This window comes from Tardiphaga sp. vice154 (assembly GCF_007018645.1).
Classification (GTDB): domain Bacteria; phylum Pseudomonadota; class Alphaproteobacteria; order Rhizobiales; family Xanthobacteraceae; genus Tardiphaga.
In genome coordinates, this window is record NZ_CP041399.1 from 2,156,370 (window position 1) to 2,176,468 (window position 20,099).

Below are 20,099 nucleotides of genomic sequence, written 5' to 3' on the forward strand. Positions count from 1 at the left end.
TGACCAGCGGGGGGCATCCGGCGAATCCACAAAGGAAAATTGATGCGAGCTGAGGGCAGGCAGACGGCACGGCGCATATTGTGTGTCTTTCCGCGATACACATCTTCATTCGGCACGTTCGAATATGCCTACCCTCTCACCGACGGCGTGCAGGCGTTCATGCCGCCGCAGGGGCTGTTGCTGATCGCTGCCTACATGCCCGAGGACTGGGACGTTCGCTTCATCGACGAGAACATCCGCGTCGCGACCGACGAGGATTTCCGCTGGGCCGAAGCCGTGTTCGTCAGCGGCATGCACATCCAGCGCAGCCAGATGAACGACATCTGCCACCGCGCCCACGCCCATGACCTGGCGGTGGCGATCGGCGGTCCGTCGGTGTCGTCGTGCCCGGAATACTATCCGGCATTCGATTATCTGCATTGCGGCGAACTCGGCGACGCCACCGATCGGCTGATCGACATTCTGGCCGCCGATGTCACAAGGCCGGATTGTCAGGTCGTTCTGAAGACCGACGAACGCCTCGACATGACCAAGTTTCCAATCCCGGCCTATGAGCTGGCCGAGATCCCGCGCTACTTCCTGGGCTCGATCCAGTATTCCTCGGGCTGTCCGTATCAGTGCGAGTTCTGCGACATCCCCGGCCTCTATGGCCGCAATCCGCGGCTGAAGTCGCCGCAGCAGATCACCGCGGAACTCGACAAGCTGCTCGAATGCGGCATCATGGGCTCGGTCTATTTCGTCGATGATAATTTCATCGGCAACCGCAAGGCCGCGCTCGACCTGCTGCCGCATCTTGTCGAATGGCAGAAGAAGACCGGCTACGTGCTGCGGCTGTCCTGCGAAGCCACGCTGAACATCGCCAAGCGCCCGGAAATCCTCGCCTTGATGCGCGATTCGCTGTTCGGCACCATCTTCTGCGGCATCGAGACGCCCGATCCGGTGGCATTGAAGGCAATGAAGAAGGACCACAACATGGTCCTGCCGATCATGGAATCGATCGAAGTGCTGAACTCGTTCGGCATGGAAGTGGTGTCGGGCATCATTCTCGGCCTTGACACCGACCGTCCGGAAACCGGCCAGTCGCTGCTCGACTTCGTCGATGCCTCGCAGATCCCGCTGCTCACCATCAACCTGCTGCAGGCATTGCCGCAGACGCCGTTGTGGGACCGACTGAAGAAGGCCGACCGCCTCAACGAGGAGGAGGGCCGCGATTCCAACGTCGAGTTCCTGCTGCCGTATCATGACGTGGTCAGTTCGTGGCGCGCCTGCATGGGCGCGGCCTATCAGCCGCAGAAGCTGCTCGATCGGTACGAGTACCAGATCACCCACACCTATCCGAACCGCATCATGCCGCGCACCAAAGAGCAGATGTCCTGGAAGAATATCCGGATGGGTCTGATCATGTTGCGTAACATCTTCTGGAAGGTCGGCGTGCTCGGCGACTACAAGGCGGCGTTCTGGAAGTTCGCCTTCCGTCGCCTGAAGCGCGGCGAGATCGAATATCTGATCTCCTCGATCATGGTCGCGCAGCACCTCATCATGTTCTCGCGCGATGCCTCGCAGGGCACCACCAGCGCATCGTATTATTCAATGAAGCTGCCGGACGCGGTTCCGGCCGAATAATGGCCGGCGTGGCCGACGACAATACGCCCCGTCCGCTTCGGCGGACGGTGGCCGACCTGAAAGCGCTGACGCCGGCGCGGATCGGGCTGGGCCGTAGCGGTGCCAGCCTGACGACACGGGCGCTGCTCGACTTCACGCTGGACCATGCCCGCGCGCGCGATGCCGTTCATTCGTCGTTCGACACGGAGGCGATCGCCCATGCTCTGGTCGCGCTCGGGCTGGAGACGGTGGTGGTTTTGAGCCAGGCGTTGGCGCGTGCCGACTACCTCAAGCGCCCCGATCTCGGCCGCAAGCTCGATGAAGCATCGCAAATTCAACTTGCGGCACGCGACGCCGCGCCCTGCGACATCGCCTTGATGGTCGGAGACGGCCTGTCGCCGGCGGCCGCCAACGCGCATGTTGCGGAGCTGATCGGAACCTTGCTGCCAAAGCTCGCGGGATTGCGGATCGGTCCGGTGGTGATCGCTTGCGGCGCCCGCGTGGCACTCGGGGACGAGATCGGCGCGCTTCTGCAGGCGCGGATGACCGTGCTGCTGATCGGCGAGCGACCGGGGCTATCGTCGCCGCACAGCCTCGGCGCCTACCTCACGCTGGGTCCGACACCGGGCCTGACCGACGAGCGACGCAATTGCGTGTCCAACATCCAGTCCGCCGGTCTGCGCTACGACGAAGCCGCTACCAAGATCGCGTGGCTGGTGCGCGAGGGCCTGTCCCGCGGCGTCACCGGCGTTGCGTTGAAGGATGAGAGTGGGCTGCGCGCACTCGGCACGATGCCGACATGACGTGCCTCGCCACCGCCTTGCGAGGTGTCACACTCACCTGCTACACCAGTTCCCGATGGAATTTGCCCATGTTTTCAACAGTTAGGCCTGTTCGGTCCTGTTGAACGCCGCCTCATTGATGCCCCGGAGGTGTGCGACGCGAGCCGCCTTCGACAGAACTGGACAGACGATGCACGACAAGAGTTCGCACGACGCCGATATTGCAAAGCTTGGGAAAGGACCCGTCAGCATCGCCTTCGGCCTCGAGCGACTTGGCCTGATCGCCGTCAAGGCGCCGGTCGTGTCCTGCCTGATCCTGCTGGCGCTGGTGATCGGCGCGATCTTCGGCATCCAGCGCATCAAGATCGACGATTCGCTGAGCCAGCTGTTCCGCTCCGACTCCAAGGAGTATCGGCAGTATGAGGAAGTGACGAAGCGCTTCCCGTCGAGCGAGTTCGACGTGCTGGTGGTCGTCGAAGGCAAGACGCTGCTGGCCCGCGAGAATCTCGAAAAGATCCGCGACCTCGTCACCGATTTGCAGCTGGTCGACGGCACCCGCGGACTGATCTCGCTATTCTCCGCCCGGCAGACGCCGGCGCCGGGCAAGCTGCCGGCGGCATTGTTTCCCGCCGAGCTGCCCGAAGGCGCGGCCTACGACCAGTTCATCGAAACCGTGAAGACCAACGAACTGATCCGCGGCAAGCTGTTGTCCGAAGACGGCACGCTGGCGCTGGTGGTGCTGTCGCTCGATCCCGAGGTCGTCAGCAACAACAAGCTCACCAAGGTCGTCGGCGAGATCCGCAAGATCATGAACGACGATCTCGCCGACTCCAACCTGACCAAGCAGCTCTCCGGCGTGCCGGTAATGCAGCTCGAGATCCGCAACGCCGTAGAACGCGACGGGTTGATCTACAACGTCGCCGGCATCCTCGCCGGCTGCATCATCGCGATCATCTTTTTCCGCAAAGTGTCGTTCATGATCGTGGCGGCGTTCCCGCCGCTGCTGGCGATTCTGCTGGCACTGGGCGCGCTCGGCTGGGCCGGCTTCAGCCTCAACATGTTCCTCAACGTGATGACGCCGCTGATCATGGTGATCAGCTTCGCCGACTCCATGCAGCTCACCTTCGCGGCGCGTGACCGGCTGATCGCCGGCGAGGACAAGTACTCCGCATTCAAGAACGCGGTGCTCGTTGTCGGGCCCGCTTGCGTGCTGACCCACGCCACCGCAGGCATCTCGTTTCTGGCGCTGCAATTCTCCGATTCCGACCTGATCCGCGCCTTCGGCGAGGCCGGCCTGGCCGCCACCATCATTGCGCTGGTCGCGGTGCTGTCGCTGGTGCCGGTGTTCGGCGTGCTGCTGGTGCGCAACGAGGAGAAGTTCGCCGCCAAGTTCCAGAAGGCGGATTCCGGCGTCAAGGCGCTGCGCGATTTCTGCTACTGGATCGCGGTGCGGATGGTCGGCCGTCCCGGCCTGTTCAGCCTGATTTCGGTGGTGGTCGTCGTCGGCCTCGGCATCGTCTACGCCAATCTGGAGCCGCGCTATCGCCTCGCCGACCAGGTACCTGACAAGGAGCAGGCGGTCGCCGCCTCGAGCCGGTTAGATGCCAAGCTGACCGGCGCCAATCCGATCGACGTGCTGATCGAATTCCCCAAGGGCCAGGACCTGTATTCGCCAGAGACGCTGGCGACCATTGCCGACGTGCATTCGCTGGTCGAGAAGTCGGCCGGCGTCGGCAACGTCTGGTCGATCGAGACGCTGCGCCGCTGGCTCGCCGAAAAAGCCGGTGCCACGGACGTCGGCACGCTGAAGGAATATGTCGACGTTATTCCCGAGCATCTGGCACGCCGCTTCATCTCCGCGGACAAGACCGCGGTCGTGGTATCCGGCCGCGTCGCGGATCTGGATTCCAGCCAGATCCTGCCGGTAGTCGACAAGCTCGACGGCCTTTTGCAGGACGTCCGCGCCAGGCATCCCGGCTACGAGATCGCGGTCACGGGTCTGTCGGCGATCGCGGCACGCAATTCGGCCAGCATGATCGAGAAGCTCAACCACGGCCTGACCATCGAATTCGTGCTGGTCGCGGTGTTCATCGGGCTCGCCTTCCGCTCCTGGGTGGTCGGGCTGGCGTGCATTCTGCCGGGCATCTTCCCGGTGGTGCTGTCCGGCTTCGTGCTGTGGCTGCTGGGAGAGGGGCTGCAATTCGCTAGCGTGGTGGCGCTCACGGTGTCGTTCGGCCTCGGCCTCAGCGCCACCATCCACTTCCTCAACCGCTTGCGGCTGGAGGATACGCCGGGGACCGATCCCGCTGTCGCGGTGGAGCGCGCCACGGTGCTGGTCGGCCCGGCACTGATCCTGACCACGGTAGTGCTGGCCTGCGGCCTGATCGTCACGGTGTTCTCCGACCTGCCGTCGCTGCGGCTGTTCGGCTGGCTGTCGGCCTTCTCGATGGTCGCAGCCCTGGTCGCGGACTTGTTCATCCTGCGCCCGACCTCGATGTGGCTGATCCAGTTGCAACAGAAGCTGACCGGCCGATCGACACTGACCAAGCCGGCGGAGTAGGGCGGGGTCCAAGGCGCACAAACCCGGCTGTCATCGACCGGTCAATCCGGGGCGATGGCAGCGGGAGAGCGTGGCCGGTGGCGCGGTCGCCTCAGCCCTTGACCATGTTGATCCGCACGTCGCGGATTTCACCCTTGGAATTGATAGATACCGACTGCCGGTTGCCGCGCGTCGTCAGCGTGATGCTGGCGGCGAAGCCCGCGGCTTCGACGAACACGTCGATCTGGCCTCCGCCGGCGCGGCCGTTGAGGTTGCCGTTGATGCCGCGGCTAGCTTCGCTCCAGTTGCCCGAGACGTTGTCGCCTTGGCTGGTCACGTTGCTGGAGAGATCGAACTTATAGCTGTCGCTGGCGCAGCGCAGGGTTTGCGACAGGGCGTTGCCGCCATTGATCCGGTAGGTCGCCCGGCAGCGGATCCGTTCCGACGAGCCATCCGACAGGGTGACCGTGCCGCTGCCGTTCCAGGAGCCGTCGAACCCGGCAAACGGGCCGGACTGTGCCTGGCCGGCCGAGACCGACAGCATCAGCATGGCGCCGATACCGGCGCCCTTGACCGCCAAACGTGAAAAAAACAGAGCAGATCGTTTCATATCGTCTTCCCTACCCATGCGCCTCCGGCGCGGCCGCGTCGAATTGGTATTGCTGCGTTCCGTAAGGTTCAACTTAATTAGATTTCACCGCCTTGAGCCAGAAGTACCCCGTCACCTCCCGCGGGTAAGATTTTGCAGCAGCGTGCGGCGCAAGTTCACAGCCCCGGAACCTGTCTGTCGGTCGAGCTTTATTCAGCGAGGCGGCGCGTTTTTGCCGCATTTGTCAGGTGTCTCGGTTCGGTCGGCGCTGTGTCCGGATTGCATCCATTTTTGCCAATCTGCTGCGGAGCCTGAAGATATGCCGTCCCCCTCGATGCGACAACGCAGCGTTATGCTAAATAGCTGACGAGCTGAATCTGTCCCCACCCTGAAGGAAGACAATGCGTAGATTTCTCTTGGTTCTGTCCGTGCTTTCCGTGTCCGCGACGACGGGCGCGTTGGCGCAGCAGCGCAGTGGTACGGAGGCCGAACAGAAGGCCTGTACGCGCGACGTGCAGCGTTTTTGCCGCCCCCTGATGGATCAGGGCGATCTCACGATCCTGTCCTGCCTGAAGGAAAACCGCCCGAAGCTGACCAAGGCCTGCGGCAACGTGCTGATCAGCCACGGCCAGTAAGCCGGCTGCGCGATCGGACCGGCCCGGCGGTCTGCCGCGGGCCGGCCTTGTCGCGCAGGGCCTCGGGGTGGGCAGCCGTATCCGGGCATTTGGCATTGGTTTAGCCGGGCGATTTCCCCTATATGGGGGCTCGCGACCGACCAGCCCGCCGAATTCAGGTGGGCGATGGGCGGGCCATCCCTGTTTGTCACCAATGTAGCCCTTTTTGAATGACCCCTGCGAGCGACCTGCGATCGGGCAAAACCCACAAGGACGAGAATTTCCCGGTGGCGTCGTGGATCATCCATCCGCGCCACCGGGCGCTGATTCTTTCCTTCTACAATTTCGTCCGCACGGCCGACGACATTGCCGACCACGCCACGCTGGATGCTGCGGCCAAGCTCGCGCTGCTCGATGAGCTGGAAGCCAATCTGCTGGGGCAAAGCGATGCCCAGCGCGAGGGCGTGGTACTGCGCGCCGCTCTGGCCGAGCGCGGCATGGCGCCGCGCCATGCCCAGGACGTGCTCACCGCGTTCCGGATGGACGTCAACCGCCGTCGCTACGGCAATTGGGATGAGTTGATCCATTATTGTTCGTATTCGGCGATGCCGGTCGGCCGCTTCATGCTGGACGTGCACGGCGAGAGCAGGGCCACCTGGCCGGCCTCTGACGCGCTGTGTGCGGCTCTACAGATCAACAACCATCTGCAGGATTGCGGCGAGGATTTCCGCGAGCTCGACCGCGTCTACATTCCCGACGACACGCTGGCCCGCTTCGGCGCGACGCGGGCTGAGCTGGGTCAGCGCACGGCCTCGCCTGCTCTGCTGGCCTGCATCCGTGAGCTCGCCGACAAGACCGACACGCTGCTGCGCGAAAGCGATGTATTGACGGTGCAGGTCGCCGATATCCGGCTCGGCTGCGAGGTCGCGGTGATCGACACCTATGCCCGCGAAATCCTGAAATTGCTGAAACTGCGCGATCCGCTCAGCGAGCGTGTCCATTTGTCGAAGATGCAACTGGTCAGCTTTGGCCTCAGCGGGCTGTTCGGCGGGTTGTGGCGCCGCGCCACCGGCGGCGCGCCGCTGTCGCGCTCGACACCGGGCGCTTGATCCCATGAACAGCGCACCGAATATCGAAGAGGCCCGCGACGAGGCCCAGGGGATCGCGGTCGGCAGCTCGTTCTATGCCGCGATGCGGATTCTGCCGCGCGCGCAGCGCGACGCCATGTTCCAGGTCTACAGTTTCTGCCGCCAGGTCGACGACATCGCCGATTCCGACGGTCCGCGCGATGAGCGCCTCGAAGCCCTGCAGCAGTGGCGCGAGGATATCGACGCGCTCTATGCCGGAAATCCACCGGCGCGGGTGCAATCCTACGCGGCGCCGATCGCGCAATTCGGCATGCGCCGCGAGGATTTCATCGCCGTCATCGACGGCATGGAGATGGACGTGCCGGCCGATATCCGCGCGCCGGACGAGGCCACGCTCGATCTGTACTGCGACCGCGTCGCCAGCGCCGTCGGCCGGCTGTCGGTCAAGATATTCGGCCTGCCGGACGACGACGGCATCCTGCTGGCGCACCACCTCGGCCGCGCGCTGCAGCTCACCAACATCCTGCGCGACATCGACGAGGACGCCGATATCGGCCGTCTCTATCTGCCGCGCGAACTGTTGTTTCACGCCGGCATCACCTCGAGCGACCCGGACACCGTGATCGCCAGCCCGGCGGTGCCGAAGGTCGCGGCTCCCCTCGTGAAGCGCGCCCGCGCGCATTACGACAAGGCCGACGAGATCATGTCGCGCAACCGCCGAAGCACCGTGAAGGCGCCGCGCATCATGTCGAAATACTATCGCAAGATTCTCGAACTGCTGGTTGAGCGTGGCTTCGCGCTGCCGCGCGATCCGGTCCGCCTCGGCCGCGCGTCGAAAATCGCGATCCTGCTGCAATACGGCATCGTGTGATGACCAAGACTCCTCCTACCAAGACTGCTCACATCATCGGCGCCGGAATTTCCGGCCTCGCTGCCGCCGTCAGGTTAGCCAATGCCGGCTTCCAGGTGCATGTCCATGAGGCCACGCAGCAGGCCGGCGGCCGCTGCCGCTCTTATTTCGACGCGCAGACCCAGCTGGTGATCGACAACGGCAACCATCTGCTGCTGTCGGGCAACCACCACGCCATCGCCTATGCGAAGTCGATCGGCACCGAGGCCGGCCTGGTCGGTCCTGCGCGCGCGCAGTTTCCCTTCTTCGATCTGAAGACCGGAAAACGCTGGCAGCTCGACCTCGGCAATGGTCGCATTCCGACCTGGTTGTTCGACAAGACGCGCCGCGTACCGGATACCAGTATCAAAGACTATCTGGCATTGGCGCCGCTGATCTGGGCGAAGCCGAGCCAGCTGGTTGGCGACGTCATCCCGTGCAAGGGCGTACTGTACGACCGGCTGGTGCAGCCGTTGCTGCTCGCCGCGCTCAATGTCGATCCGCCGGAAGGCTCGGCCGGTCTCGCCGGCGCGATCGTGCGTGAGACGCTGCTCGCCGGCGGCCACGCCTGCCGGCCGCTGATTGCGCGCGATGGCCTGAGCGCCGTGCTGGTCGAACCCGCGATCGAGCTGCTGCGCAGCAAAGGCGCAGGTATCCATTTCGGACATGAACTGCGCGGCTTCACGAACAACGGCGGTCGCGCCGGCGAACTGAACTTCGGCGCCGACGACGTGGTGACCCTCGGCCCCGACGACGTCGTGGTGATGGCCGTGCCGCCGCGCGCGGCGATGTCGATGCTGCCTGGGCTGACGGCGCCGACCAAATTCCGCGCCATCGTCAACGCGCATTTCCGTTTTGACCCGCCGGCCGGCCTGCCGGATCTCACCGGCGTGGTCGGCGGCCTGATCGAATGGCTGTTCGCGTTTCCGCAGCGGCTCTCGATCACCATCTCCGGCGCTGACCGGCTGATCGACATGCCGCGCGAACAATTGGCGCAGGCGATCTGGGACGATATCTGCAAGACCGCCGGCATTACCGCCGAGCTGCCGCCGTGGCAGATCGTGCGCGAGCGCCGCGCCACCTTCGAAGCCACGCCCGAGCAGAACGCGCTGCGGCCGGGTCCGGTGACAGCGTTCAAGAACCTGTTCCTCGCCGGCGACTGGACCGACACCGGGCTGCCGGCGACCATCGAGGGCTCGGTGCGCTCCGGCGACCGCGCCGCCGATCTCGTTCTGGCGATGTCGCAGGCGTAACCACTAGTTCACGACGAGTACACATCATGCCGAACCAGATGCAGTCCGATCATGCGGAGGCCACCGTTTCGAATGCGGCGCTGGAAAGCAGCATCGACGCGGCGCGGCAGGGCCTGCTCGGATTCCGCCAGCCTGACGGCCACTGGGTGTTCGAGCTTGAGGCGGACGTCACGATCCCCTCCGAATACGCTCTGCTGCGTCACTATCTCGCCGAGCCCGTCGATCACGAGCTGGAGCGCAAGATCGGCAACTACATTCGCCGCACCCAGGGCACGCATGGCGGCTGGGCGCTGGTGCAGGACGGCCCGTTCGACATGAGCGCCAGCGTGAAAGCATACTTCGCGCTGAAGATGATGGGCGTCGATCCCAACGAGCCCTATATGGCGAAAGCGCGCGAGGCGATCCGTTCGCGCGGCGGAGCGATCCATAGCAACGTGTTCACGCGCTTCATGCTGTCGATGTTCGGTGTGCTGACCTGGAAGAGCGTGCCGGTGCTGCCGGTCGAGATCATGTTTCTGCCGTTCTGGTTTCCGTTTCACCTCAACAAGATGTCGTATTGGGCCCGCGCCACCATCGTGCCATTGATGGTGCTGACTGCGAAAAAGCCGCGTGCGCAGAATCTTGGCGAGATCGATATCCGCGAACTTTTCCTGCAGGATCCCAAGCTGATCGGCCGCACCGCGCGCGCGCCGCACCAGAGCCGCGCGCTGTTCGCCTTCTTCACCGGCATCGACATGCTGCTGCGCGCTGCCGAACCGTTCTTCCCCAAGAAGCTGCGGCAGCGCGCGATCGACAAGGCGGTGGCCTTTGTCGAGGAGCGGCTGAACGGCGAGGACGGGCTCGGCGCGATCTATCCGCCGATGGCCAATACCGTGATGATGTACGAGGTGCTGGGCTTTCCCGCGGACCATCCGCCGCGCGCCACTACCCGCCGCGGCATCGACAAGCTCCTGGTGATCGGCGAGGTCGAAGCCTATTGCCAGCCCTGCGTCTCACCGGTGTGGGACACCTCATTGACGGCGCATGCCATGCTTGAGGCCGGCGGCGATGCCGCCTTCGATGCCGCGAAGGGTGGCCTCGACTGGCTGGTGCCGAAGCAGGTGCTGGACGTCAAGGGCGACTGGGCGGTGAAGCGACCCGATCTGCGGCCGGGCGGCTGGGCTTTCCAATACAACAACGCCCATTATCCCGATCTCGACGATACCGCCGTGGTGATGATGGCGATGGACCGCGCGCGCAAGCACGCTGGCATCACCGACTATGACCACGCGATCGACCGCGGCCGGGAGTGGATCCTGGGCATGCAGAGTCGCGATGGCGGCTTCGCGGCGTTCGACGTCGATAATCTCGAACATTATCTCAACCACATCCCGTTTTCGGACCACGGCGCGTTGCTCGACCCGCCGACCGAGGATGTCACGGCGCGCTGCGTCTCGATGCTGGCGCAGCTCGGCGAGACCGTCCAGACCAGCAGGCCGATGGCCGATGCCGTCGAATATCTGCGCCGTACCCAGCTCGCCGACGGCTCCTGGTATGGCCGTTGGGGCCTCAATTACATCTATGGCACCTGGTCGGTGCTTTGTGCTCTCAACGCCGCCGGGATCGACCACCAGGACCCGATGATGCGCCGGGCCGTGACTTGGCTGCTGTCGGTCCAGAACGCCGATGGCGGCTGGGGCGAGGACGCCGTCAGCTACCGGCTCGACTACAAGGGCTACGAGCAGGCGCCGACCACGGCGTCGCAGACCTCATGGGCCTTGCTGGCCCTGATGGCGGCCGGCGAGGTCGAGCATCCGGCGGTGGCGCGGGGAATGCGATACTTAATTGACACACAGACCGAAAAAGGCCTGTGGGATGAGGCGCGCTACACCGCAACAGGCTTCCCGCGCGTATTTTATTTGCGTTATCATGGATATGCGAAGTTCTTCCCGCTCTGGGCGCTGGCCCGGTTCCGCAATTTGAAGAGCACCAACAGCAAGACGGTAAGGGTCGGGATGTGATTTTGACGGCTGGGGGCATTGCGACCGGGAGCGCTTCTCAGGACCCGCGTCCTGTATTGATCGTCACGGGACTGGTTCAGGAAGCCAAGATCGCAGCCGGCCCCGGCATGACCGTCATCTGCAGTTCCAGCGACCCCGCCCAGCTCCGCGCTTTGTTGGCTGGCTTCGATCCCACCACCATCCGCGGCGTGATCTCGTTCGGCGTTGCCGGCGGTCTCGATCCGCAGCTCAAGTCCGGCGCCGTGATCGTGGCGACCGAAGTCATGGCTGGCGAGCGCTGCTGGCAGGCCTGCGAAACCCTGAGCGAGGAGTTGATCGCCGGCGCCGGCATCGGCCAGAAAGTGTTCCGCGGCGGGCTTGCCGGTGTCGAGAAGGTCGTCACCGGACAGGTCGGCAAGGCTGCCCTGCGCTCCGGCACGGGCGCTGCCGCGGTCGATATGGAAAGCCACATTGCCGCCGGCTACGCCGCGGCTGCCGGATTGCCGTTTGCCGCCCTGCGCGTCGTCTCCGATCCCGCCCACCGGGCGCTGCCGGAACTGGCGACCACCGCGATCAAGCCGAATGGCGACATCGACCTCGCCAAGGTGATGCGCGGCATCGCCCGCAACCCGCTGGTGATCCGCGCGCTGGTCTCGACCGGCCGCGACTTCAACCGCGCGCTGCGCAGCCTGCGCGACTGCCGCAGCTTCTTCCTCGGCGAAACCAGCCTGGTGTCGGCGGAAGTCTAGTTCTTCCCGAACCGCGACGTTCTATTCTTCCCCTCTCCCCCGCGCGAAGCGAAGCTTCGCTAGGTGGGAGAGGGTGGATCGAACCGCGAAGCGGTTCGAGACGGGTGAGGGCGGCAACAAACTCCGAGCCAGTAACCCCGCATCCGACGCGGACTTCGTCCGCGCCACCTTCTCCCACCTAGCGAAGCTTCGCTTCGCGCGGGGGAGAAGGAAGATCGACAGCGCTCGTCGGCTCAAAATGACGGTGGCGTGCAGGCGCTGATGATTTCGCAAGGCGCGTCGCCGACGCAGCGGAATCGGTGAGGACGTCGGCTTTCGAAATAATAGGCATCGCCGGGATTGAGAATGCGGCGCTCGTCATCGACCGTGACTTCAAGCCGGCCGCTCACCACGATGCCGCCTTCCTCGCCGTCATGCACCAGCGGCACCCGGCCTGTGTCGCTGCCCGGCTCGTAGCGCTCCTTCAGGATTTGCAGGCTGCGGCCGAAAAGATTGTCGCCGATCTGACGGTAGGAAATCGGCTTCTTGCCGATCTCGGTCAGTTCGTCCGATCGATAGAAGGCCTTCTGCCGTGTCTCCGGTTGCATGGCGAAGAATTCGGCCAACCCCATCGGGATGCCATCGAGAATACGCTTGAGCGCGCCGACCGACGGATTCATCTGGTTGGACTCGATCAGCGAAATCGTCGAATTGGTCACGCCCGAGCGCTTGGCCAACTCGCGCTGCGACAGCTTGTGTCGGCCACGAACGAACCTCAGCCGCTCGCCCAGATCGATGGTCATAGCCAATGCCTGTTGGAAGTGTTTCGGATCCGGCAAATATGCGCCGTTGAGCAGAAATAAATCAATGGCTTGCGCCACCCAAGAAAAGGACTTGTTGCGCCTTGGGCGAACGTGATCTGGTGCGTTCAGCCAGAGGAGCGCCCCTTGTCCATTCATCAGATTCCGAACAGCCTGCAACTCGAATCGTTTTGGATGCCGTTTACGGCCAACCGCCAGTTCAAGTCGGCGCCGCGCATGTTCGCCGCCGCGGAGGGCATGCACTACACGACCGAAGACGGCCGCAAGGTAATAGACGCATCGGCGGGCCTGTGGTGCACCAATGCCGGCCATGGCCGCCGCGAGATCGCCGCGGCCGTCGAACGCCAGCTCACGACCCTCGATTTTGCACCAGCGTTCCAGATGGGCCATCCGCTGGCCTTCGAGTTCGCCAACCGGCTGGCCGAGATCGCCCCCGAAGGCCTCGATCGCATCTTCTTTACTAATTCCGGTTCGGAATCGATGGATACCGCGCTCAAGATCGCGCTGGCCTATCACCGGGCCAACGGCCAGGCCGCGCGCACGCGCCTGATCGGCCGCGAGCGCGGCTATCACGGCGTCGGCTTCGGCGGCACGTCGGTGGGCGGCATGCTCAACAACCGCCGCGCCTTCTCGTCCGCCCAGCTGCCGGGCGTCGATCACATCCGCCACACCTATGATCTGGCTCGCAACGCCTTCTCGAAGGACCTGCCGGAGCACGGCGTCGAACTCGCCGACGACGTTGAACGGATGGTCGCGCTGCATGGCGCCGAAACCATCGCCGCCGTCATCGTCGAGCCGGTGCCCGGCTCGACCGGCGTGCTGCCGCCGCCGAAAGGCTACCTCAAGCGGCTGCGCGAACTGTGTACCAAGCACGGCATCCTGCTGATCTTCGACGAAGTCATCAGCGGCTTCGGTCGCCTCGGCACCCCGTTCGCCGCGCAGCATTTCGGCGTCACCCCGGACATCATGACCACCGCGAAGGGCATCACCAACGGCACCGTGCCGTGCGGCGCGGTGTTCGCCAGCCGCACGATCTACGACGGGCTGATGAACGGACCGGAAGGCCAGATCGAGCTGTTCCACGGCTACACCTACTCGGCGCATCCGGTAGCCTGCGCCGCCGGTATCGCCACGCTGGACATCTACAAGGCCGAGGGACTGCTGACCCGCGTCGCTTCGATCGCCGAGTACTGGCGCGATGCCCTGCACCGGCTCAGGGAATTCCCGAACGTCATCGACATCCGCAATTGCGGCCTGATGGGCGCCGTCGAATTGGCCCCCCGCAAGGATGCGCCGTATGCGCGCGGCTATGACGTGATGGTCGACTGCTTCAACAGCGGCGTCTACCTGCGCCAGAGTGGCGATTCGTTTGCGATGTCGCCGCCGCTGATCGTCGAGAAGAGCCACATCGACGATATCGTCTCGATCCTCGGCGACGCCATCAAGCGGGTCGCTTAGAATCGGATTCGACGGACCGCGACGCTCGCTTTCTTCCCTCTCCCCCTGTGGGAGAGGGTGGATCGGCCGCGAAGCGGTCGAGACGGGTGAGGGGTGCCACGAGCTCCGAACCCAGTGCCCCCTCATCCGACGCCGACTTCGTCGGCGCCACCTTCTCCCACAAGGGGAGAAGGAAGAGGGCGCGTCACGTATGTTTGCTTGATCTAACTACAACAAAAAAGGGCGCGATTTGCATCGCGCCCTTTTTCGTATCTGAAGAGTTCGACCTACGCCGCGGTCGATGCCTTCTCGGCCTTGGCCTGCGCCTTGAGGGCGGCGGCTTCGGCTTCTTCCTTGCGGATGTCGGACAGGCGCTTCTGGACTTCCGACGAGAAGATATACTGCGCCGGGCGCTGATGGGTCATGTCGATTTCCGGCGCCATCGGGCCCGAGGTCTTGACGCCACGCATCGCCACCCACAGGGCCTTGAACGGATTGCTGATCGCGGCATCCGCGGCGGTCGGCTCGTAACCGCAATGCGCCATGCAGTCGGCGCACTTTTCGTACTTGCCGGTGCCGTAGGTGTCCCAGTCGGTGGTGTCCATCAATTCCTTGAAGGTCTGGGTGTAACCCTCGCCGAGCAGGTAGCACGGCTTCTGCCAGCCGAAGATGTTGCGCGCCGGCATGCCCCAGGGCTTGCACTCGTATTCCTGGTTGCCGGCCAGGAAGTCCAAGAAAAGTCCGGAATGCATGATGTTCCACTTCTTGCCCTTGCCGAGCGCGAAGACGTCGCGGAACAGCTTCTTGGTCTTGCTGCGGTTCAGGAAGTGCTCCTGATCGGGCGCGCGCTCATAGGCGTAGCCCGGCGACATCGAGACGCCGACGCCCAGCTCCACGGTGTAGTCGAGGAACTTGGCGATGTCCTCGGCAGCGTGACCGTCGAAGATCGTCGCATTGACGTTGACGGCGAAGCCCTTCGCCTTGGCGGCCTTGATCGCGGAGATCGCGCGGTCGAACACGCCTTCCTGCGACACGGCCTTGTCGTGGTGCTCCCTGAGGCCGTCGAGATGCACCGAGAAGAACAAATAGGGCGACGGCGTGAACAGATCGAGCTTCTTCTCCAGCAGCAGCGCGTTGGTGCACAGCGAGACGAACTTCTTGCGCTCCACCAGACCGCGGACGATCTCGCCGATCTCCTTGTGGATCAGCGGCTCGCCGCCGGGAATCGCAACCATCGGCGCGCCGCACTCGTCGGCCGCGTCCCAGCACTCCTGCGCGGACATGCGCCGATTGAGAATGGCATTGGGGTAGTCGATCTTGCCGCAGCCGACGCAGGCCAGATTGCAGCGAAACAGCGGCTCCAGCATGAGCACCAGCGGATACCGCTTCCGGCCAAGCAATTTCTGCTTCACCAGATAGCCGCCGATTTTCATTTCTTTGAAGAACGGAATAGCCATTTCAAGTTTCTTTCTGCACACACGTCGAAAGTGGTCCGGCAAGTTTATCCGGAAATTTTGTCTTGGATCAAACCGTCCCGGGTCAAACTCCGGTCTGATCCGATGATAGCCTGAGTACGATCGTCTCTTCGTGGCCCGTCAGATCGACGCCGCAATAAGGATAGCTCTGACTTCAATCTCTAGCGCCATGCCGACGGTGCAAAACTTCTCAATGACTTGAAGTTCGACCGTCGTCCGCTCCCCACCCTGATGTTAACGAGCCGGGCAGGGTCTCTTACCGCAGATTGGCGGTTTTGTGTCGCAAAGCAGATATACTGGGCGTTCAGACCCCTGAATAACGTTAAATTGCTTGCCCTGTGCTGCAAATATATCACTCGTTGGAGGGGCTTATAGGGCCTGCCAACAATACGAACCGTTTCTGTGACATAAATATCACATCAGCCGCGCCGCCGAACGGTACATCAGGCAGGGGATACGCACGGCAAAACTTGCGGCTTGAGACAGTTGGGCTAAACAAAGCCGGAAACCTCCGCGGTTCGTCACGCTGCTGCCCTATATCCCGGGCTGAACGTGGGCGCCGGGGCGGCGTTCGGGGCGAGCCGCCGCCGATACAGCTTTAGTTTTGAGATCCCGAGACGCGGTACAAGCTGTCGCGCCCCTGCAGTCTTCGCAAGCTCCGTGGAACAGAAAGAAAAAGTGTGCTGACCAGTTTTGTTGTTTCCGTCGTGAAGGCTTGCACCCGTTTTGCGTCGCTGACGGTGCTGATTTCATTCATCCTCACAGCCGGCGCGGCGTACTACACTTACGAACACTTCGGCATCAACACCGATATGAACAAGCTGATCTCGCCTGATCTGGATTGGCGCAAGCGCGATATTGCTTTCGACAAGGCCTTCGATCAGGAACGGCTGATCATCACGGTGGTCGAGGCGCCGACCCCGGAATTCGCCAATGCCGCCACCGCGGCGCTGGAGAAGAAGCTGCTCGAGAACAAGAAGGAATTCGATTCGGTGCGCCGCCTTGGCGCCGGCGCGTTCTTTGAAAAGAACGGCCTGCTGTTCCTGCCGACCGCTCAGGTCGCCGAGATGACCGGCCAGTTCCAGTCGGCCGCGCCGCTCCTGGAAATCATGACCGGCGATCCCAGCCTGCGCGGCCTGACCGGCGCGCTGGAGACCGGATTGACCGGCGTGCGCCGCGGCGAACTCAAGCTCGACGCCACTGCGCCGACCTTCAACACGGTCGCGCAGACCATCGAGGATGTGCTGAAGAACGGCACGGCTGCGTTCTCCTGGCGCGGCCTTGCCAGCCCGGAGCCGTTGACCGCATCGGACAAGCGCGGCTTCATCGAGGTCAAGCCGGTGCTGGACTTCCAGGCGCTGGAGCCCGGCAAGGTCGCGACCGACGCGATCCGCAAGGCCGCCGTCGATCTCGACATTGCCGGTAATTACGGCGCCAAGGTGCGGCTGACCGGACCGGTGCCGATCGCCAACGAGGAATTCGCCACCGTCCAGGACGGTGTCGTGATCAACAGCGTCGTTACGATCCTGATCGTTCTGCTGATCCTGTGGCTGGCGCTGCACTCGGCCAAGATCATCTTCGCCGTGTTCGCGACGCTGATCGTCGGCCTCTCGATCACCACCGCGGTCGGTCTGATGATGGTCGGATCGCTCAATCTCTTGTCGATCGCCTTCGCCGTGCTGTTCGTCGGCCTCGGCGTCGATTTCGGCATCCAGTTCAGCGTGCGCTATCGCTCCGAGCGCTACAAGAACAACAACCTGCCGCTGGCGCTGGAAAATGCCGCGCATTACTGCGCGATTCCGTTGTCGCTCGCCGCGATGGCGACCGCCGCCGGCTTCCTGTCGTTCCTGCCGACCGATTATGAGGGCGTCTCCGAACTCGGCAAGATCGCCGGCGCCGGCATGGTGTTCGCGTTCCTGGCCTGCATCACCACCTTGCCGGCGCTGCTCGACCTGCTCAATCCTGCCGGCGAGAAGGAGCCGCTCGGCTATGCCTTCCTGGCGCCGGTGGATGATTTCCTCGAAAAGCAGCGCTACTGGGTGATAGGCGGCACGCTGCTGCTGACCGTGGCCGGCCTGCCGCTGTTGTACTTCCTGAAGTTCGACTTCAACCCGATCAACCTGCGCAACCCGAACGTCGAATCGATCGCGACCTATCTCGACCTGCGCAAGGATCCCAACACCGGCGCCAACGCGGTCAACGTGATGTCGCCGAACGAGGCCGAGGCCAAGAAGGTCGAGGAACGCCTCGCCAAGGTGCCCGAAGTGGCGCGCACGATTTCGCTGAACAGCTTCGTGCCGGAGGAACAGCCGGCCAAGCTGAAACTGATCGGCGACGGCGCCAAGATCCTGGAGCCCGCGCTCAATCCCGAATCGATTGATGCCGCACCGACCGACGCCGAAAACGTCACGGCGCTGAAAGACTCCGCCGACAGCCTGCGCAAGGTCGCGAGTACCCAAACCGGGCCGGGCGCAATCGCTGCCAAACGTCTGGCGGATGCGCTGGTGAAGACCGCGGAGGCCAATCAGGCAACCCGCGACAAGGTGCAGTCGACTTTCGTCGTGCCACTGCAGCTGGCGCTGGCGCAGCTACGCGGCCTGCTGCAGGCGGCTCCGGTCAGCCTGGAGACGCTGCCGCCGGATCTGGTGAAGTCGTGGACCACCAAGGATGGCCAGGTTCGCGTCGAGGTGCAGCCCGCCGGCGATCCCAACGACAACGACACGCTGCGCAAGTTCGCCGGCGCCGTACTGGCCTCCGAGCCGCTCGCGGTCGGCGGTCCGATCTCGATCCTGAAGTCCGGCGACACCATCGTCACCGCCTTCATCCATGCCGGTATCTGGGCGCTGCTGTCGATCTCGCTGCTGCTGTGGCTGGCGCTGCGGCGCATCAGCGACGTGCTGCTCACGGTGGTGCCATTGCTGGTGGCCGGCACGGTGACGCTGGAGATCTGCGTGCTGATTGGCCTGCCGCTGAACTTCGCCAACATCATCGCGCTGCCGCTGCTGCTCGGCGTCGGTGTGGCGTTCAAGATCTATTACGTGACGGCGTGGCGCGCCGGCCACAAGAACCTGCTGCAGTCGTCGCTGACGCGCGCGATCTTCTTCAGCGCGCTGACCACCGCCACCGCGTTCGGCAGCCTGTGGTTCTCCAACCACCCCGGCACCGCCAGCATGGGCAAGCTGCTCGCACTGTCATTCGTCGTGACGCTGGCCGCCGTGCTGCTGTTCCAGCCTGCCCTGATGGGCAAGCCGCGGGAGCCAGGGGAATAGAAGCTAACGCTCCGAACTCAAGCGAGGCCGCGACGCTCCGTCACCTCTCCCCACCGGGGAGAGGTCGGATTGCGCAGCAATCCGGGTGAGGGGGCCGCGCGTCGCCGATACTGCATAGCCCCTCACCCGACCGGCTCTGCCGGTCGACCTCTCCCCGGTGGGGAGAGGTGTCCCAGCGTTACGGTTGGTCGCGTTACTTGGCTGCCGTACTCGGCGCCGCCTTGGCGATTTCCGGGAGCAGGCAGATATCGCCGATGTCGCCGGTCTGGCCAGTGGCCGCGGCGGTCTTCTGACCGGCAGGAGCCTTGCCGGCCGCGGCAACCGGGGCGGCAGCCTTCGGCGCGCCGGTGGCAGGAGCAGGGGCCGTTGTGGCGGCCTGAGCAGGCGCTGCGCCCGGCGCAGGTTTCGGCGCGGTGCCGGTAATCCGCGCGATGATGCCGGGCTTCGCCGGCGCCGGTGCTGCGGTGCCCTTGGCCATGCTGTTGGTCGGGCTGGAGGGGATCGGCGGGCCGACCCGGGTCCAGGTCTGGCTGCCGCAGAGCGGCCAGACCAGACAGCCCTCGATTTCGAGCTCGTTCGGTCCCTTGGGCTTGATGCTGGCGCTGTAAAGCTTGCCCGAATCCCGGGCGTCATAGACCTTGCCGTTCCACTCGTCGGCCTTGGCCTTCTTTTTCATGTCGAACAGGGTCACCATACCCAGCGTTGGCCTGGTCCGTTTCGACACGTCCGGGTTGTTCTTGTCGACGCCGCCGGGGATTTTCTCCCACGTTACGGCGCCCCACATGCTGCCATTGCATTCGGCGACGCGGATCACAGCTACAGCATCCTCGACCTGCCAATCCCCGGTCGGGTCCAATGCGCGGGCGGGCGACAGACCTGCGGAAACAAAACCGGCCGATAAAACTAATCCGCAATAAACTAGATGGCGCGTGGTATTGCTGGAGCGCTGCAACATGTGATGACCTGTGCTTAAGTAGCGGTTTTCGGCGATGGCAAATCGCCGCATTTGAGTTTTCTAGTTGACGTATCGACCA

Annotated in this window: 15 protein-coding genes; 11 read left to right on the top strand and 4 right to left on the bottom strand. The window is 63.9% G+C overall.

Going from position 1 to position 20,099, the window contains the following annotated elements; all coding sequences use genetic code 11:
* Positions 1-42: 42 nt before the first annotated feature.
* The 3 genes from FIU28_RS10050 (at position 43) to FIU28_RS10060 (ending at position 4,944) form a co-directional block, all read left to right on the top strand.
* Positions 43-1,623 (top strand): B12-binding domain-containing radical SAM protein, encoded by a 1,581-nt coding sequence (locus FIU28_RS10050; RefSeq protein WP_143572801.1) that lies wholly within the window; start codon positions 43-45, stop codon positions 1,621-1,623.
* Positions 1,623-2,405 carry an ethanolamine ammonia-lyase subunit EutC gene (eutC, locus tag FIU28_RS10055; RefSeq protein WP_143572802.1) on the top strand — a complete coding sequence of 261 codons (783 nt, stop codon included), beginning with the start codon at positions 1,623-1,625 and terminating at the stop codon, positions 2,403-2,405. Before FIU28_RS10050 ends, eutC begins: the two co-directional genes overlap by 1 nt.
* Before the next feature lie 169 nt (positions 2,406-2,574).
* On the top strand, positions 2,575-4,944 hold the full coding sequence (locus FIU28_RS10060; RefSeq protein WP_143572803.1) for an efflux RND transporter permease subunit: 2,370 nt from the start codon (positions 2,575-2,577) through the stop codon (positions 4,942-4,944).
* A gap of 91 nt (positions 4,945-5,035) precedes the next feature.
* Here the strand turns inward: FIU28_RS10060 and FIU28_RS10065 are convergent, their stop codons facing one another.
* Positions 5,036-5,533 (bottom strand): hypothetical protein, encoded by a 498-nt coding sequence (locus FIU28_RS10065; protein ID WP_143572804.1) that lies wholly within the window; start codon positions 5,531-5,533, stop codon positions 5,036-5,038.
* Between the two features lie 380 nt (positions 5,534-5,913).
* On the opposite strand from FIU28_RS10065, the gene FIU28_RS10070 reads away from it, so the two are divergent.
* The 6 genes from FIU28_RS10070 to FIU28_RS10095 all read left to right on the top strand — a co-directional run bounded on the left by FIU28_RS10070 (position 5,914) and on the right by FIU28_RS10095 (position 12,084).
* Positions 5,914-6,147, top strand: coding sequence for a hypothetical protein (locus tag FIU28_RS10070; RefSeq protein WP_143572805.1), 234 nt, complete (start codon positions 5,914-5,916; stop codon positions 6,145-6,147).
* A 209-nt stretch (positions 6,148-6,356) separates the two neighbouring features.
* Positions 6,357-7,235: a squalene synthase HpnC gene (gene hpnC / locus FIU28_RS10075; RefSeq protein WP_143572806.1), complete on the top strand. Its 879-nt coding sequence runs from the start codon at positions 6,357-6,359 to the stop codon at positions 7,233-7,235.
* Between the two features lie 4 nt (positions 7,236-7,239).
* Complete coding sequence (gene hpnD / locus FIU28_RS10080) at positions 7,240-8,085, top strand: presqualene diphosphate synthase HpnD (RefSeq protein WP_143572807.1); 846 nt, start codon at positions 7,240-7,242, stop codon at positions 8,083-8,085.
* The gene (gene hpnE / locus FIU28_RS10085) at positions 8,085-9,356 is read left to right on the top strand and encodes a hydroxysqualene dehydroxylase HpnE (protein WP_143572808.1); all 1,272 of its coding nucleotides are present in this window, start codon (positions 8,085-8,087) and stop codon (positions 9,354-9,356) included. The genes hpnD and hpnE overlap by 1 nt, the downstream gene beginning before the upstream one ends.
* A 26-nt stretch (positions 9,357-9,382) precedes the next feature.
* Positions 9,383-11,356: a squalene--hopene cyclase gene (shc, locus tag FIU28_RS10090; protein ID WP_441351283.1), complete on the top strand. Its 1,974-nt coding sequence runs from the start codon at positions 9,383-9,385 to the stop codon at positions 11,354-11,356.
* Positions 11,353-12,084, top strand: a complete 732-nt coding sequence (locus FIU28_RS10095) for a phosphorylase (protein ID WP_246660934.1) — start codon at positions 11,353-11,355, stop codon at positions 12,082-12,084. The genes shc and FIU28_RS10095 overlap by 4 nt, the downstream gene beginning before the upstream one ends.
* Before the next feature lie 233 nt (positions 12,085-12,317).
* On the opposite strand, the gene FIU28_RS10100 is transcribed toward FIU28_RS10095, so the two are convergent.
* The gene (locus FIU28_RS10100) at positions 12,318-12,866 is read right to left on the bottom strand and encodes a cupin domain-containing protein (protein ID WP_143576129.1); all 549 of its coding nucleotides are present in this window, start codon (positions 12,864-12,866) and stop codon (positions 12,318-12,320) included.
* A gap of 144 nt (positions 12,867-13,010) precedes the next feature.
* On the opposite strand from FIU28_RS10100, the gene FIU28_RS10105 reads away from it, so the two are divergent.
* Positions 13,011-14,342, top strand: coding sequence for an aspartate aminotransferase family protein (locus FIU28_RS10105; protein WP_168202905.1), 1,332 nt, complete (start codon positions 13,011-13,013; stop codon positions 14,340-14,342).
* Positions 14,343-14,608: 266 nt separating this feature from the next.
* Here FIU28_RS10105 and hpnH read toward each other — a convergent pair whose 3' ends face one another.
* Positions 14,609-15,778, bottom strand: coding sequence for an adenosyl-hopene transferase HpnH (gene hpnH, locus FIU28_RS10110; RefSeq protein WP_143572809.1), 1,170 nt, complete (start codon positions 15,776-15,778; stop codon positions 14,609-14,611).
* 698 nt (positions 15,779-16,476) lie between these two features.
* Between hpnH and FIU28_RS10115 the strand changes: the two genes are divergently transcribed.
* On the top strand, positions 16,477-19,065 hold the full coding sequence (locus FIU28_RS10115) for an MMPL family transporter (protein ID WP_143572810.1): 2,589 nt from the start codon (positions 16,477-16,479) through the stop codon (positions 19,063-19,065).
* A gap of 193 nt (positions 19,066-19,258) precedes the next feature.
* On the opposite strand, the gene FIU28_RS10120 is transcribed toward FIU28_RS10115, so the two are convergent.
* The gene (locus tag FIU28_RS10120; protein WP_143572811.1) at positions 19,259-20,020 is read right to left on the bottom strand and encodes a DUF2147 domain-containing protein; all 762 of its coding nucleotides are present in this window, start codon (positions 20,018-20,020) and stop codon (positions 19,259-19,261) included.
* Between the last annotated feature and the right edge of the window lie 79 nt (positions 20,021-20,099).